This is a genomic window from Flavobacterium sp. TAB 87 (genome assembly GCF_001529295.1).
Taxonomy (GTDB): Bacteria; Bacteroidota; Bacteroidia; order Flavobacteriales; family Flavobacteriaceae; genus Flavobacterium.
Window position 1 is genome coordinate 416576 of sequence record NZ_LLWK01000038.1, and the last position, 15349, is coordinate 431924.

The window sequence follows — 15349 nt, forward strand, 5'->3', positions numbered from 1 at the left end:
TTAGTGGCTTGTTGTCTAATTAGTGCGTTTTGCAATGAATTTTTATAGAATTAAAATTATTACATTTAGGGGTTATAAATTTAAGTACAAATTATTTTGAATTCGACACATTCGATTTACCAAAAATTAGAAGACTTTATAAAAAAATATTATACCAATGAATTAATTCGAGGCATACTTTTGTTTATCGGCTTAGGATTGCTGTACTTAATATTGACTGTGTTCGTCGAGTATTTTTTATGGCTACAACCAGCGGCTCGTACTTTTTTATTTTGGATTTTTGTTGTAGTTGAAATTTTGCTGCTGGTACGATTTATAGTATTTCCAATTTTTAAGTTATTGAAACTAAAAAAAGGAATCGATTATAAGGAAGCTAGTATAATAATAGGAAATCATTTTAGTGAGGTAAATGACAAGTTAATTAATTTTTTACAGTTGTCTTCTGCTGAAAATAATTCAGATCAGTCCGAACTATTATTGGCTTCTATTGAGCAGAAGGCAAATTCATTACAATTAGTGCCGTTTAGTAATGCAGTAAATTTTAAAACGAATAAGAAATATTTACCGTTAGCTTTGATTCCGCTTTTGATTCTTTTTGCTTTTTACATTTCAGGAAACAGTGGTGTGGTTTCGCAAAGTCTGAATCGAGTAGTACATTTTAATGCTGTGTTTCTGCCGCCAGCTCCTTTTGAGTTCGTAGTTTTAAATAAAAATTTGCAAACAGAACAACACAAAGACTTTCTTATTGTGATGGAGACTAAAGGAAACATTGCTCCCGAAAATGTGAGCATTCGAATCGGTTCCGAGACCTATTTCATGGAAAATTCTAAACCAGGTCGGTTTGAATTTAAGATAGAGAAGCCGAAGGAGAATGTTGATTTTATTTTTGAGGCAAATTCAATTGCGTCGAATGGGTATGTGCTAAAAGTAGTAACAGTTCCTACCATTGCTAATTTTGATATGATTTTAAATTTCCCTTTGTACTTAGGTAGGAAATCTGAAATTGTAAAAGGATCTGGGAACGCCATTGTTCCTGAAGGAACCCGTGTGATTTGGAAAATGAATACGCAATCAACTCAAAGTATTGATTTAGAAATCGGTAAAGCTTCTTTTCCTTTCGCTAAATCTGATAATAGCTTTGTTTTAGCTAAAAATATCAGTCAAAACGCAGAATATCAAATTGTTACTTCCAATAACTCCATAAAAAACTATGAAAAGTTATCTTATCAGCTTTCGGTAGTAAAAGATCAGTTTCCTAGCATACAAATTAACGCCGCACCTGATAGTTTAAGGCTGGACAAAGGATATTTGTTGGGTCAGGTTTCTGATGATTATGGTGTATCAAAAGTACAAATTGTCTATTACGAAAGAAGCAAACCACAGACAGCGAAGCGTGGAAATTTAGCAATAAAGAATGCTGTTTATGATCAATTTGTATTTTCTTTTCCGAGTAACTTACCTGTACGAAGTGGTGTTTCGTATGATTATTATTTTGAGGTTTTTGACAATGATGCGCCACATAATTTTAAAAGTGCTAAGTCCGCTGTTTTTTCTGATCGTGTATCGACCGCAGATGAAGTACGTGAGCTTGATTTAGAACAACAAAATACAACGATTAAAGGTTTGGAGAAATCATTAGAAAATCAAAACAAACAGTTTTCTGAATTAGATAAACTAGAAAAACTTGGTAAAAAGAAAGACAATCTTGACTTTAAAGAGCAGCAGAAAGTAAATGAGTTTATTAAACGTCAGGAAAAGCAAGACGATATGATGAAGCAATTTGCGGAGAAGTTGAATCAGAATTTGGATAAAATGAAGGATTCAAAAAAAGATGAAAGGATTGAAAATTTGCAAAAGCGATTGGAAAATGCCGATAAAGACATTGAGAAAAATCAGAAATTATTGGAGGAACTTAAAAACTTAAATGAGAAGTTAGACAATCAAGACTTGTTTGAGAAGTTAGAAAAGTTCAAACAAGTGAGCAAAAACCAATCCCGAAATTTGGAACAATTGGTAGAGTTGACTAAACGTTATTATGTAAATAAAAAAGCAGAGCAGTTGGCTGATCAATTGAGTAAATTATCCAATAAGCAAGAACAACTTTCGAACAAAGACAAAGAGAATGTTGTTGAGAGGCAAAATGAAATTAATAAGGCCTTTGAGAAGATTCAAGAAGAATTAAAATCGCTTCAAAAGGAAAATGGTTCTTTAAAGGCGCCTTTAGATTTGCCTAAAGATGGAACGAAAGAAAAGGAAATAAATAGTGATTTACAAAAAGCATCTGCTGAATTAGAAAAGAAAAATACGGCTTCGGCAAAACAAAAACAAAAAAGTGCTGCAAAGAAGATGAAGGAAATGAGCAGTAAAATGGAAGAAAGCATGGCGGGTGGTGAACAAGAACAATTGCAAGAAGATATTGCGATGTTGCGTCAGGTGCTCGATAACCTATTGGCTTTTTCTTTATCTCAAGAATCGGTCATGTTACAGTTTAAAGGAATGAAACTGGGTTCGTCTGCTTACAATAGAAATATAAAAGTGCAGCAAAACCTCGAACAACAGTTCAGGCATGTGGATGATAGTTTGTTTGCTTTGTCTTTACGGAATCCTAAAGTTGCTGAAGAAGTGACGAAGGAAATAGGCTATGTGCAATATAATATTGATAACGCATTAGAGTCTTTAGTAGAGGTGCAAGTTCCTAAGGGAGTTTCGCACCAGCAATATGCAGTTTCTGCATCAAATAGACTTGCGGATTTTTTAAGTGATTTGTTAAGTAACATGCAAAATCAAATGTCAGGTTCAGTAGAGGGCAAACCAAAACCTGGGCAAGGCGATGGTGGTATGCAGTTGCCAGATATTATTAAGAAACAGAAAGGACTTGGAGAAAAACTCAAACAAGGGACACAAGAAGGCAAGGACGGTGCTGCAAATGGAGGAGAGAAAAACGGCAAGTCTAAAGATGGAAAGCAAAAAGGAGAAGGTGGAGATGGTGAAGGAGATGCAGAAGCAATCATGGAAATTTACAAACAGCAAGTTGAATTGAGAGAGGCATTGCAAAAGGAGTTGGCCAAGCAAGGCATTAATCCCAATGGGCAGAATGCGGTGGAGCAGATGAAACAGCTAGAGAAGCAATTATTAAACAAAGGTTTTAAGAATGAGAATTTGCACAGAGTATTAAATATTCAGCAAGAATTGTTAAAATTGGACAATGCTATACAGCAACAAGGAGAGGATTCAAAAAGGAATGCGAACACCAATAAATCTGAATTCAGAAATCCTGCTCAAGCTTTGCCTGCCTCACTTTTAGATTATTTAAATAGCGTAGAAATATTAAACAGACAATCACTACCTTTGCAGTCGAATTTTAATCAAAAAGTTCAAGAATATTTTAATAAAAAATGATCAATTTTAATTACGAAACCGACTTTACATTAAGCGATGAATCTGTTTATGAAAAATGGATCTCAGCTATTATAGCTTCGGAAAACAAGAAGGAAGGAGAGATTAGTTATGTTTTTTGCGATGACGAGTACTTGCACAAAATCAATCTTGAATATTTAAACCACGATACCTTAACGGATATTATCAGTTTTGATTATTCGGTAGGCAATGAGTTGAACGGAGATATATTTGTTTCGGTTGAAAGAGTACAAGATAACGCAACTGATTTTAATGTTTTGTTTGCAGAGGAATTACTGCGAGTTTTAGCACACGGAATTCTACATTATTGCGGCTACAAAGATAAATCAGAAGAAGAAGCTGTTTCAATGCGAAAGAAAGAAGACGAGAAAATAGCAATGTTCCACGTGGAACTGTAGTTAATTACCCCCTTTCCCTTTTACTGTTCCACGTGAAACATCATTTCAATATTGGTTTTATAAAAAGTTTTGTTTCACGTGGAACAATTTGTAAAGATTGACTTTGTAATAAATACTGTTCCACGTGGAACAAGTTAGTATTAATTTAATTTGAAGACTGTTTTTGCGACAGCGCTTCTATATAATAGAGAAAAACAATATGTTTTTAGAAGAATATGATGTAATTGTAGTTGGTGCAGGACACGCTGGATCGGAAGCTGCGGCGGCGGCGGCAAATTTAGGTTCTAAAACTTTATTGGTAACAATGAGCTTACAGAACATTGCGCAGATGTCGTGTAATCCTGCAATGGGTGGAATTGCCAAAGGACAAATAGTTAGAGAGATTGACGCCCTTGGCGGGTATTCCGGAATTGTTTCAGACCGCACAGCTATTCAATTTAAAATGTTGAACAAGTCCAAAGGTCCTGCAATGTGGTCGCCTCGTGTTCAAAGTGATCGCATGCGATTTGCCGAAGAGTGGCGCTTGATGTTGGAAGCAACGCCTAATTTGGATTTTTATCAAGAAATGGTAAAAGGTCTTATTATTGAAGGTGGAAAAATAAAAGGAATTCGAACTTCGTTGGGTTTAGAGATTCGGTCTAAATCGGTGGTCTTGACCAATGGTACTTTCTTAAATGGGTTGATTCATATTGGAGAAAAGCAATTTGGTGGAGGACGTGCTGGTGAAAGTGCAGCATACGGAATTACCGAAGATTTGGTTGAAGCTGGTTTTGAATCGGGTCGAATGAAAACGGGAACGCCGCCTCGAGTAGATGGTCGTTCTTTAGACTACTCAAAAATGAATGAAGAAAAAGGAGATGCTGTACCGCAAAAATTCTCTTATTCTGATTTGACCAAACCTTTGGAGCAACAAAGATCGTGTCACATGACCTATACGTCTTTAGATGTTCATGATATTTTAAGAAAAGGTTTTGACCGTTCGCCAATGTTCAACGGTCGTATCAAAAGTATTGGTCCAAGGTATTGCCCGTCGATTGAAGATAAGATAAATCGTTTTGCGGATAAAGAAAGGCATCAGTTGTTTGTGGAACCTGAAGGTTGGAAGACCTGCGAAGTATATGTGAATGGATTTTCGACTTCGCTGCCAGAAGACATTCAATTTAAAGCATTGAGCTCCGTGGTTGGTTTTGAGAAAGTAAAATTTCTAAGACCAGGATATGCGATCGAGTACGATTATTTTCCGCCGACGCAATTGAAACATACGTTGGAAACTAAATTAGTGGAAGGCTTGTATTTTGCAGGGCAAATTAATGGAACGACGGGATATGAAGAAGCCGCTTCTCAAGGTTTAATGGCAGGAATAAATGCACACTTGAAAATTAATGAAAAGGCTCCTTTTATATTAAAACGAGACGAAGCGTATATCGGAGTTTTAATTGATGATTTAATAACCAAAGGAACCGAAGAGCCGTATCGAATGTTTACTTCACGAGCAGAGTACAGAACATTGCTTCGTCAAGACAATGCCGATTTTAGATTGACGCCGATGTCTTATGAAATTGGCTTGGCTTCGGAAGCGCGATTGAGAAGAATGGAACACAAATTAAAACAATCTGAAAATATGGTTTCTTTCTTCAGAGAAACGAGTATTTCTGTTGCCGAAACCAATCCTATTTTGGAGGCCAAAGGTTCCGCTTTAATTTCACAAGGAGATAAGATGTTTAAAGTTTTTTCTCGTCCACAAATGGAATTGGAAGATATTTTGAAATTCGAAAAGGTTCAAGAATATGTGACAACTCACAATTTGGATCAGGAGATTTTAGAGCAAGCAGAAATTCAGGTGAAGTATTCGGGTTATATTGAAAAGGAAAGAAATAATGCGGATAAGTTAACTCGCCTTGAAGAAGTAAAGATTCCTGAGAATTTTGACTACGATAAAATTAAATCCATGTCCATTGAAGCAAAGCAAAAACTAAAAAAGATTCGTCCGGTAACTATTTCGCAAGCCTCGCGAATTAGTGGTGTTTCACCAAGTGATATTTCAGTGTTACTAATTTATATGGGAAGATAATTAAAGTCATCCGTTTTAAAAGTTTGGTTCTTTAGCGTTCATTTGCTACTTTTTTGAAGCTGTGAAATTAATTCTTTCAAAATTTTATTACTATTGGAACTGGTCGCGGTCATTATCAAAAACACTGATACTTATTAAAATTGTTCCACGTGAAACTATTTTTTAAAATAATAGCAACACCTGTGTAACATCAAAAAAACAAAGCCCTAAATGTGAATTTTCACGTTTAGGGTTTAATTGTACTTAACCTCAAAATGCTAATTTAGATCAATGAATCTATCTGATAAAAAAAAGTTCCTTACGGTAAAAGATCACTCGGTATCACAAGAGCTGTTCGATTTGCATTACGATGCGAATTTAGACATGCTGATTACCTCGCCACAACCAAACGAAAATGTCTTGAGTAAATATTACGAAAGTGAAGATTACATTTCGCACACCGATAACAAACGATCTCTTTTTGAAAAAGCATATCATTTGGTAAAGGGTATTGCGCTAAAAAATAAATTGAGTCTGATAAATACGGAGCAACCACAAAAAGGATTGCTTTTAGATATCGGTGCGGGCACGGGTGATTTTTTATTAGTTGCAAAAGAAAATGGTTGGCAAACGGTAGGAGTGGAGCCAAGCCCAAGAGCAAAGAAAATTGCTATTGGAAAAGGAATCACTTTCGTGGAACAGATAAAAAGCTTAGAAAATAATTCTTTTGATGTAATTACTATGTGGCATGTTTTAGAACATGTACCCGATTTAGATTTACAAATTCAAGAATTGAAACGGTTGTTAAAACCAAGCGGAACATTACTTATTGCTGTTCCAAATTTTAAATCCTACGATGCAAAACATTACAAAGAATATTGGGCAGCATACGATGTGCCAATTCATTTTTGGCATTTTTCAAAAACAGCCATTTCAAAACTTTTTTCTAAAGTAGAAATGAAATTAGAAAAAGTGTTGCCAATGAAATTTGATTCGTTTTATGTAAGCTTACTTTCAGAAAAATATAAAAGTGGCAAAATGAATTATTGGAATGCCGTAAAGATCGGATTGAAGTCGAATTGGAAAGCAAAAGAAAGTGGAGAGTATTCTTCGCACATTTATGTCTTGAAAAACCAGTAGAATCGATTTTGACGTTAATTTTAGGCTGTTTTTAGGGTTGTAATTAGAAAACACCTTGACCGTTTCTGAAAATAGCTTAAAACGAACGGGAACGCGTCAATATTAATAAATATTAATGATCAGATTACGAATTTCAATAGCAAAAACTAATAGCATAAAAATTGTAGCATTTTTCAAACTTTATGTTGAGGCTATCTATTTTTTTATATTTTTGTCATCAATACTATAAAAACAAGAAATTATCAAAATGAAAAAAGCATTAGTAATTATCGCACTTTCGATTTCAGTTATAGCGTGTAACAAACCAGCAGAAGTTAAGGAAGTAAAAACAGCTTACGTAGACACTTCGCTTTTAATGAAAGAATATACAGAAGCCAAAGATTTGGAATCAAAATACAAAACTCAAGCAGAAGAAAAAGGAAGACAATTACAAGCAGAAATAAATCGATTCAAACAAGATGCTGCAAGTTTTCAAAGTCAAGCACAAGCAAACGGTCAAGAGTGGGCTCAGAAAAGAGGAACTGAACTTCAAAAAAGAGAACAACAATTAGGATACGCGCAACAACAATTGGCGCAACAGTTGCAACAAGAAAGTGGTGCCGAAATGGATTCATTAGTAAGTGGTGTAAAAAAATTCATTAAAGGTTACGGTAAAAAAAATGGATATTCTTATATTTATGGAACTGGTGATGCAGCGACTGTTTTATATGCAGAAGATAAATACGACATTACAAAAGAAATTATTAAACAATTGAATGAGAATTATAAAGCGGGTGAAAAATTAGAATCAAAAGCGGACGATAAAGCAAAAGATTCTACTGCTACAAAAAAATAATTAAGTTCAAATAACTGTAAGCTAAAAAGCCTAAATCTGTAAAAGATTTAGGCTTTTTTTATTTAGATTTAGCCCAGCAGTCGATTGAAGCTATTTTTAAATGATGCTTTATTTAGTAACTTTCGGTTTTTAATTTACACGCCAAATGCAAGATCTCTCTCAAGCAGCTTCTTATACGTTGCAGTTTATCAATCAAACACAGCGCTCCATATTTCTTACTGGAAAAGCAGGAACCGGTAAAACGACGCTGCTGCGGGAAATTATAGCCACAACGCACAAGAACACAGTAGTGGTGGCTCCAACAGGAATTGCGGCCTTAAATGCTGGCGGAGTAACTATTCACTCGATGTTTCAGCTGCCTTTCTCTGGCTTTATTCCAACGGCGCAAGCAGAATCTCTTTTTACCGAAAACGTAAAATTTGAAAGTAAGGAAACTTTACGACGTCATTTTAAAATGAATAACGTAAAACGTGCAGTAATTCGAAACATGGAACTACTTGTCATAGACGAAGTGAGTATGTTGCGTGCTGATTTGTTAGACGCTATGAATTTTATGCTGCAAACCGTTCGAAAAAGTGCACGACCTTTTGGCGGAGTTCAAGTGTTATTTATTGGCGATTTACTACAATTACCACCCGTAATTAGGGACGAAGAATGGCGTACGCTGAGAAATTATTACAGAGGAAAATTCTTTTTTCATTCGCATGTTGTGCAACAATATCCGCCTTTATACATAGAATTGGATAAGATTTTTAGACAAACGGACGATCATTTTATTTCGATTTTAAATAATCTTCGAAATAATGAAATTACAGCTACTGATATTGCAGTGCTCAACAAGTATGTGCAACCTGATTTTGATTTAAAGAAAAACGAAGGATACATTACGCTTACCACGCACAATGCCAAGGCAGATGAGATCAATAAAAAATCATTAACCGACTTAAAAGGAAAGGCAACAGCTTATTTTGCAAGTATTGTAGACGAATTTCCGGAGAAAATATATCCAGTCGAAGGTACGTTGCAGCTAAAAGTAGGTGCTCAGGTAATGTTTGTAAAGAACGATACGTCGTTTGAGAAGAATTATTTTAATGGAAAAATGGGAATCGTAAAGTCGCTTTCTAGTGCCGAAATTATGGTTCATTTTCCAGAAGAAAATAAAACCATTGAGGTCGAAAGATACGAGTGGCAGAATATTAGGTACACGGTCAATGCGTTAACGAAGGAAGTAGAAGAGGAAGTCTTAGGAACGTATGTGCATTATCCAATTAAATTGGCGTGGGCAATTACGGTGCACAAAAGTCAAGGCTTAACTTTCGACAAAGCTGCGCTTGATGTATCGCAAGTTTTTTTACCTGGACAAGCGTATGTTGCTTTTTCACGTTTACGTTCTTTAGAAGGGCTTATTTTACTCTCTCCGTTGCGAATGAATGGAATTTCAAATGATCTAGATGTGATGGCTTACGCCGAACATAAAGCATCAACTGCAGTTTTAGAACATTCGTTGCATTTTGAAACTAAGAATTTTATTCATAACTATTTGGCAGTCAGTTTTGATTGGGCAAATTTGACGCAAGAATGGAGGAATCATTTATACAGCTATCAAGAAAAGTCTGAAAGTTCTGAAAAAGGCAAGCATGAAGATTGGGCGAAAAAGCAATTCCTAGTCATGGAGGGGCTGGTAGAACCTGCTCGAAAATTCATAGTGCAGTTGAATCGGGTGTTCAGCCAGGAGACTGTAGATTTAATTTACGTGGCTGATAGAATGACTGCAGCCTATGTTTATTTCTTCGATGCGCTAGATAATTTAGTATATGAGCTGTTGTATAAAATTGAAGAAATTCAAAGAAAGAAAAAAGTCAAAGCTTTTTATGATGAATTGGCTTTTCTAGAGGAGTTGCAAACCAAAGCTATCTTGCGTTTGATGAAAGCCAAATTGCTAATTGAGATTGTTGTTGCTGGTGAAACTATTTCGAAAGAGAACTTGACTTCTTCTGAAATTAAAAGCTATTTAGCTAGAAAAACAACTGCAATTCGAGAGAAATTCAAAATCGAAAATGCCGATTTATTGCAAGAAGATGAGCCAGTAATTCGTTATACTTCTGCTAAAGCTAAAGAAAAAACAGTTAAAAAATCCACGGTGGAAGAAACGTTCGATTTGTGGAAAGAGAAAATTTCAATTGAAGCAATCGCCGAAGCAAGAAAACTAACGATAGAAACAATAGAATTACATATAGTCAAACTAATTCAATCCAAATCAATTCAAATTTCCGAAATTTTGCCAGCAGCTAAGATTCTAGAGATAGGAGAAGCTTTTAAATTTTATCAAGAAGAATCGTTGGGTGGATTGAAAGAAAAACACGGAGATCAATTCAGTTGGTTTGAACTCAAGATGTTTAAAGCCAGTATGAATGCATAAAAAAATCCGATTCTTTCGAATCGGATTTTGTATTAAAAACGTTTAGCAATTTTCTCTAAATCATTCTGTTGTTCGAGTACTTTCAACTTTAATTTTTCAATTTCAAGTTCCGATTTCTTAGAGCTTATCTTAAGTTTTTGAATTTTTTCAAGATCAGAATTGGTACTAATTCTTAAAAGTAATTTCTCATTCTTTTTTTGCTCTTTTTCAATCTTTTTGTACGTTTTGTCGATACTTTTTTGTGCACTTTTTAAACTTTTTTCGTGCTTTTTAATTTCCTTTTCTCGCTTTGCAAAACCAGACTTTTCTGCTTTAAATTTATTCTGGTACGATTCCATTTTTTTTGCTTGCTCTCTTTTTTGATCAATCGCGGTATTTTCGGGATTAGCAGCATCAACCTTTTGAGCAGAAGAAGGAATCGAAATAACTAAAAAGCAAGCAACAATAAAAGCATTTAATTTTGCACACATAATTTTAGGTATTAAATGTTATTATAGATTTTCAATTAAAATCCAAGCCTCAGGATTTTCTGCTTTATGAATTTCACGTTGTGCACGTTCTGCTTCCTGCATTGTCGCGTAACTTGCGTACAAAACGGGATACAATCCGTACTTGTTCATTTCGATGCATTTGGCATTTTCAAAACCATTTTTAATCAAAATGGTGTATAATTTTTGAGCACCTCTTTCACTTCTAAAAGCACCTGCAACAATATGATACGACTTGCTTTCTTCTTTCTCTGCGACAGTTAAAGTAACTGCTGGCATTGGATTTTTAATAAAGAAAGTTGCTTCTTGAATCTTATTTTGAACTTGTTTTTGAACCGCATTTTCAACCACAACAGTTTGTGATGCAATTTGGTTTTGATACATTGGGTAACCAATACCTCCAGCAACGGCAAGACCTAAAACAAAAATGGCAGCGTATTTTAAGAAAGAGCCAGATCTACTAGTTTCTTCAGAAAAATATTCAATAACTTCAGTTTCTGTAATCGTTGGTTCTAAAGTAGCTATTCTTTGTTCAAAGACCTCTCTTTGCACCAAAGGGGAAACAAACGGACTCAAACCAAAAGAACTGGTCAAATAATTGTGTTGATCGCTTGGCGTAAAAATGATATTGTGATCTGCATTCAAACGCAATTCACCGATATTTTTTATAAATAAAGTTCCATTTTGTTCCAATTCTTTCTTCCAAGACAAAACCTCATGACCAATAGCGCTTACGGCGTAATCATAAGAAGTTTTTTCTGCCTGAGCAATGTGATTGGCTAACAATCCATCGTTATTTTTTAAGTAACCGTTAAACGAGATCGTCTTTTTTGGAGGAAAAAACGAATTCGAGCTTTCATTAAGCTGTGCCGATTGAATTTCGGTTAAAAAAGCGCCGAATCCAGGAACCGTTACGCACTGATAACGATATAATAACTGAGAGATGTATTGTTCAATTTTCATAGTAACAAAGTTAGGCAAGAAGAATAGTTATCAAAATTTTATTCACAATTTTTATTAACAATTCAGTTAATTTTATAGACAATTCAAGCTCAATAAGTTGAATATTTAGAAGTTGTTGAAAAGTAAAGATAAACAAGAGCATAATTAATATTTTTATAAGAATTTACGTAAATAATTGCCAATTTATTTGTTAGAAGATTTAATTTTGATTTAGTTTGACGGAATTTTTAAGTAAATAATAAGGCATAAAGTAAACTGATTTTTATGACAGAAGAAGAATTGTATTATACGTTGGCTTTACTTCGTGTAGATGGTATAGGCGACATAATGGCTAAAAAATTGTTGCAGCATTGTGGTACTGCTAAAGCTGTTTTCGAAACGAAAAGAAACCATCTTGCTGCTATTGATGGCGTAGGTTCTTTTTTAGTAAACAATTTAAAAGAGACTTCTGTTTTTGAAAAGGCTCAAAAAGAGCTTGATTATATTCGTAAAAATAATATTGCAGTTTCTTTTTTTAAAGAAGACAGCTATCCCGAACGACTGAAGCATTGCATTGATGCTCCTGTTTTGCTTTTTGCATCGGGCAATTTGGACTTTAGCAATCGTAAAATAATAAGTATTGTTGGCACCAGACAAATTACAAGTTATGGTACCGATTTTTGTAAAAAATTAATCGAAGATTTGGCACCATTGAATCCGATAATCGTAAGTGGATTTGCCTATGGAGTTGACATCGTCGCACACCAACTAGCGATGGAGTTCGGTTTGCAAACTATTGGGGTTTTAGCACACGGTCTCAATCAGGTTTATCCGAAAGTGCACAAAAGGTATGTAGCTAAGATGGAGGAAAATGGTGGATTTTTGACTGAATTTTGGAGTTCATCGAATCCCGATAAAGAAAATTTTGTGCGCCGCAACCGAATCGTAGCTGGAATCTCAGAAGCAACAGTAGTTATAGAATCGGCCGAAAAAGGAGGTTCGCTCATAACAGCCAATTTAGCCAACGATTACAACCGAGATGTGTTTGCCGTTCCAGGGCGTGTTACAGATAAATTCAGTTTGGGATGTAACAATTTAATTAAAACTCAAAAAGCCAATCTCTTAACTTCGGCAGCCGATTTGGTGTACATGCTCAATTGGGATATTCAAGAAAAGAGCAAACCTATTCAAAAACAGTTGTTTGTAGAATTGGAACCCGAAGAACAAAGAATTTATGATTACTTACTTCAAAAAGGCAAAGAATTGTTAGATGTCATTGCGTTACAATGCGAGTTGCCTGTTTATAAAATAGCGGGTATTTTAGTCAATATGGAACTCAAAGGTGTCATTCGACCGCTGCCAGGAAAATTATTTGAAGCAATTTAAGATTGGATGTTATTCATTTTTTGAATAATTGCGGAACTGTAAAAAAAAATCCCTTTTAAAGTTAGGACTCAAAAAGGGAAAATTATATACTATGTAATTATTCTTAGTTGGTTTCAAATCCTAATTTAACACGCACGCGGTGTAAAACGCCATTTGCTACAATCGCGGCTTTTTCAGCACCTCTTTTTAACAAAACATCAACTTCATCAAGGTTGTTCATGTAGTAGGTGTATTTTTCTCTTTCAGTTTTAAACTTTTCGCATATTAATTCAAACAAAGCTTGTTTAGCGTGACCGTAACCGTAATTTCCACCCAAATAATTCGCTCGCATTTCAGCAATTTGCGACGCTGTGGCTAGTAACGAATAAATAGCAAAAGCATTACAAGTATCCGGGTTTTTAGGATCTTCCAAAGGGGTACTGTCGGTTTCAATTCCCATTACTTGTTTGCGCAACGTCTTGTCATCCACAAATATATTGATGAAATTATTGGCCGATTTACTCATTTTTCCGCCGTTGGTTCCGGGAATCAACATGCTGTCTTCCTGAATTTTTGCTTCAGGAATGACAAAAGTTTCTCCCATTTGATGGTTGAAACGAGAAGCTACATCGCGTGTAATTTCTAAATGTTGCAATTGGTCTTTTCCAACGGGTACTAATTCGGCGTCGTACAACAAGATATCAGCAGCCATTAACATCGGATATGAAAACAAGCCTGCATTAACGTCGTCTAAGCGATCTGCTTTATCTTTGAAGGAATGAGCAAGCGTTAAACGTTGAAACGGAAAAAAACAGCTTAAATACCACGTTAATTCGGCCGTTTGAGGAACATCTGATTGTCTGTAGAAAGTTACTCGGTCAATATCCAAACCAAAAGCCAGCCAAGTTGCGGCTACGCTAAAGGTATTTTCACGCAGCGTTTTGCCGTCTTTTATTTGTGTAATGGAATGTAAATCAGCGATAAACAAAAAAGAAGTATTGTCTGGATTGTTCGATAATTCGATTGCCGGAATAATTGCTCCCAATAAGTTGCCTAAATGTGGCGTTCCCGTACTTTGTACGCCCGTAAGTATTTTTGCCATTATAATTTTTTCTGATCTGCGAAGTTCGCAAAGTTTTTTTCAAATTTCGTAAAAGTTTTTGGAAACTGAATTAATTTACTAAATACCACCGCTCTTTTATTACATTTGAGCCTTGTAAAATTGATCTTGGCTTACAGATTTTTTTTGTAAGTAACTTTAGAACAAGAAGTCAGAACGTATTTCAACATTAAAAACTATATTCCCCATAAATGAAATTTCTCAAAAAGCCTTTTTGGATTCTGTATCGCATTTGGTTTTACGTCTTAATGGCGATTCCAATTCTAATTATGTTTCCATTTTTAGTTCTTTCCATTTTAAAAGAAAGTGGCTATCCTTATTTTTTTAAAATGGCTCGAATTTGGGCTAAATTTATTTTATTCGGAATGGGGTTTTACTATAAAGTGGAGCGAGAACAACGGTTGCAAAAAGGTAAAAGTTATATGATCATTGCCAATCATACCTCAATGACCGATATTATGTTGACATTGGCTGTGGTTAAAAATCCATTTGTTTTTGTAGGTAAGAAAGAGTTGGTGAAGATTCCGCTTTTTGGATTTTTTTATAAACGGACCTGTATTTTGGTTGATAGAACGTCTTCGAAAAGTAAGATGGACGTTTTTGCTCGCGCTCAAAGTCGCTTAAACCAAGGACTTAGTATTTGCATTTTTCCGGAAGGTGGAGTACCAGACGACGAATCGATTGTATTGGACGAATTTAAAGATGGCGCTTTTAGATTAGCGATTGAACATCAAATTCCTATTGTACCCATTACGTATGCAGACAATAAAAAACGATTTTCGTATACCTTTTTTAGTGGGAGTCCTGGAAAAATGAGAGTAAAAATTCATGCCGAAATTGCTACGCAAGGGAAAACTGCAGAAGATCGCAAAGCTTTGCGGGATGAATGCCGCCAGCTAATTTACCAGCAATTATTAAAATTTCAGTTGCGAAAAAAAAAGAAAAGAGAAGTTGAATTAGTTCACAAGCAAAATGTTATCGATGAATAATTTTTTCGGATATAAAAGTAAATACACGACGAATTTTCACTCTGGTTTTTTTGCTGAAAAAAGGTTTGGTTAGTAGCATTTTACAAAAGATTAGTTAGAAAAGCAAATGACGTTACTTTTGTAAGAGTAGCTTTTATAAAAAAGGTTGCGTGAAAAATAAAAAAAGCCCGAAAATTTTTTCGGGCT

11 protein-coding genes are annotated in these 15349 nt (G+C 35.0%); 8 read left to right on the plus strand and 3 right to left on the minus strand.

Features of this window, described 5'->3' with window-relative positions:
• Positions 1-96 precede the first annotated feature (96 nt).
• The 6 genes from AP058_RS13980 (at position 97) to AP058_RS14005 (ending at position 10259) form a co-directional block, all read left to right on the plus strand.
• Positions 97-3399: an ATP-binding protein gene (locus AP058_RS13980; RefSeq protein ID WP_066312175.1), complete on the plus strand. Its 3303-nt coding sequence runs from the start codon at positions 97-99 to the stop codon at positions 3397-3399.
• On the plus strand, positions 3396-3815 hold the full coding sequence (ybeY, locus tag AP058_RS13985) for an rRNA maturation RNase YbeY (protein WP_066312177.1): 420 nt from the start codon (positions 3396-3398) through the stop codon (positions 3813-3815). The genes AP058_RS13980 and ybeY overlap by 4 nt, the downstream gene beginning before the upstream one ends.
• A gap of 199 nt (positions 3816-4014) precedes the next feature.
• Positions 4015-5886, plus strand: coding sequence for a tRNA uridine-5-carboxymethylaminomethyl(34) synthesis enzyme MnmG (mnmG, locus tag AP058_RS13990; protein ID WP_066312180.1), 1872 nt, complete (start codon positions 4015-4017; stop codon positions 5884-5886).
• Positions 5887-6156: 270 nt separating this feature from the next.
• Positions 6157-7005, plus strand: a complete 849-nt coding sequence (locus tag AP058_RS13995; RefSeq protein ID WP_066312182.1) for a bifunctional 2-polyprenyl-6-hydroxyphenol methylase/3-demethylubiquinol 3-O-methyltransferase UbiG — start codon at positions 6157-6159, stop codon at positions 7003-7005.
• A 247-nt stretch (positions 7006-7252) separates the two neighbouring features.
• Positions 7253-7840 carry an OmpH family outer membrane protein gene (locus AP058_RS14000; RefSeq protein ID WP_066312184.1) on the plus strand — a complete coding sequence of 196 codons (588 nt, stop codon included), beginning with the start codon at positions 7253-7255 and terminating at the stop codon, positions 7838-7840.
• A 145-nt stretch (positions 7841-7985) separates the two neighbouring features.
• Entirely contained in the window at positions 7986-10259 is a 2274-nt protein-coding gene (locus tag AP058_RS14005) for a helix-turn-helix domain-containing protein (RefSeq protein ID WP_066312186.1), read from the plus strand.
• 32 nt (positions 10260-10291) lie between these two features.
• Here the strand turns inward: AP058_RS14005 and AP058_RS14010 are convergent, their stop codons facing one another.
• Together AP058_RS14010 and AP058_RS14015 are read right to left on the minus strand one after the other, a co-directional pair.
• Positions 10292-10729 carry a hypothetical protein gene (locus AP058_RS14010; RefSeq protein WP_066312193.1) on the minus strand — a complete coding sequence of 146 codons (438 nt, stop codon included), beginning with the start codon at positions 10727-10729 and terminating at the stop codon, positions 10292-10294.
• Positions 10730-10750: 21 nt separating this feature from the next.
• On the minus strand, positions 10751-11710 hold the full coding sequence (locus AP058_RS14015; RefSeq protein WP_066312195.1) for an SPOR domain-containing protein: 960 nt from the start codon (positions 11708-11710) through the stop codon (positions 10751-10753).
• Between the two features lie 264 nt (positions 11711-11974).
• Between AP058_RS14015 and dprA the strand changes: the two genes are divergently transcribed.
• Positions 11975-13075, plus strand: coding sequence for a DNA-processing protein DprA (dprA, locus tag AP058_RS14020; protein ID WP_066312198.1), 1101 nt, complete (start codon positions 11975-11977; stop codon positions 13073-13075).
• Positions 13076-13178: 103 nt separating this feature from the next.
• Here dprA and trpS read toward each other — a convergent pair whose 3' ends face one another.
• The gene (trpS, locus tag AP058_RS14025) at positions 13179-14156 is read right to left on the minus strand and encodes a tryptophan--tRNA ligase (RefSeq protein ID WP_066312200.1); all 978 of its coding nucleotides are present in this window, start codon (positions 14154-14156) and stop codon (positions 13179-13181) included.
• 209 nt (positions 14157-14365) lie between these two features.
• On the opposite strand from trpS, the gene AP058_RS14030 reads away from it, so the two are divergent.
• Positions 14366-15163: a 1-acyl-sn-glycerol-3-phosphate acyltransferase gene (locus AP058_RS14030; protein ID WP_066312202.1), complete on the plus strand. Its 798-nt coding sequence runs from the start codon at positions 14366-14368 to the stop codon at positions 15161-15163.
• The last annotated feature ends 186 nt before the right edge of the window (positions 15164-15349 follow it).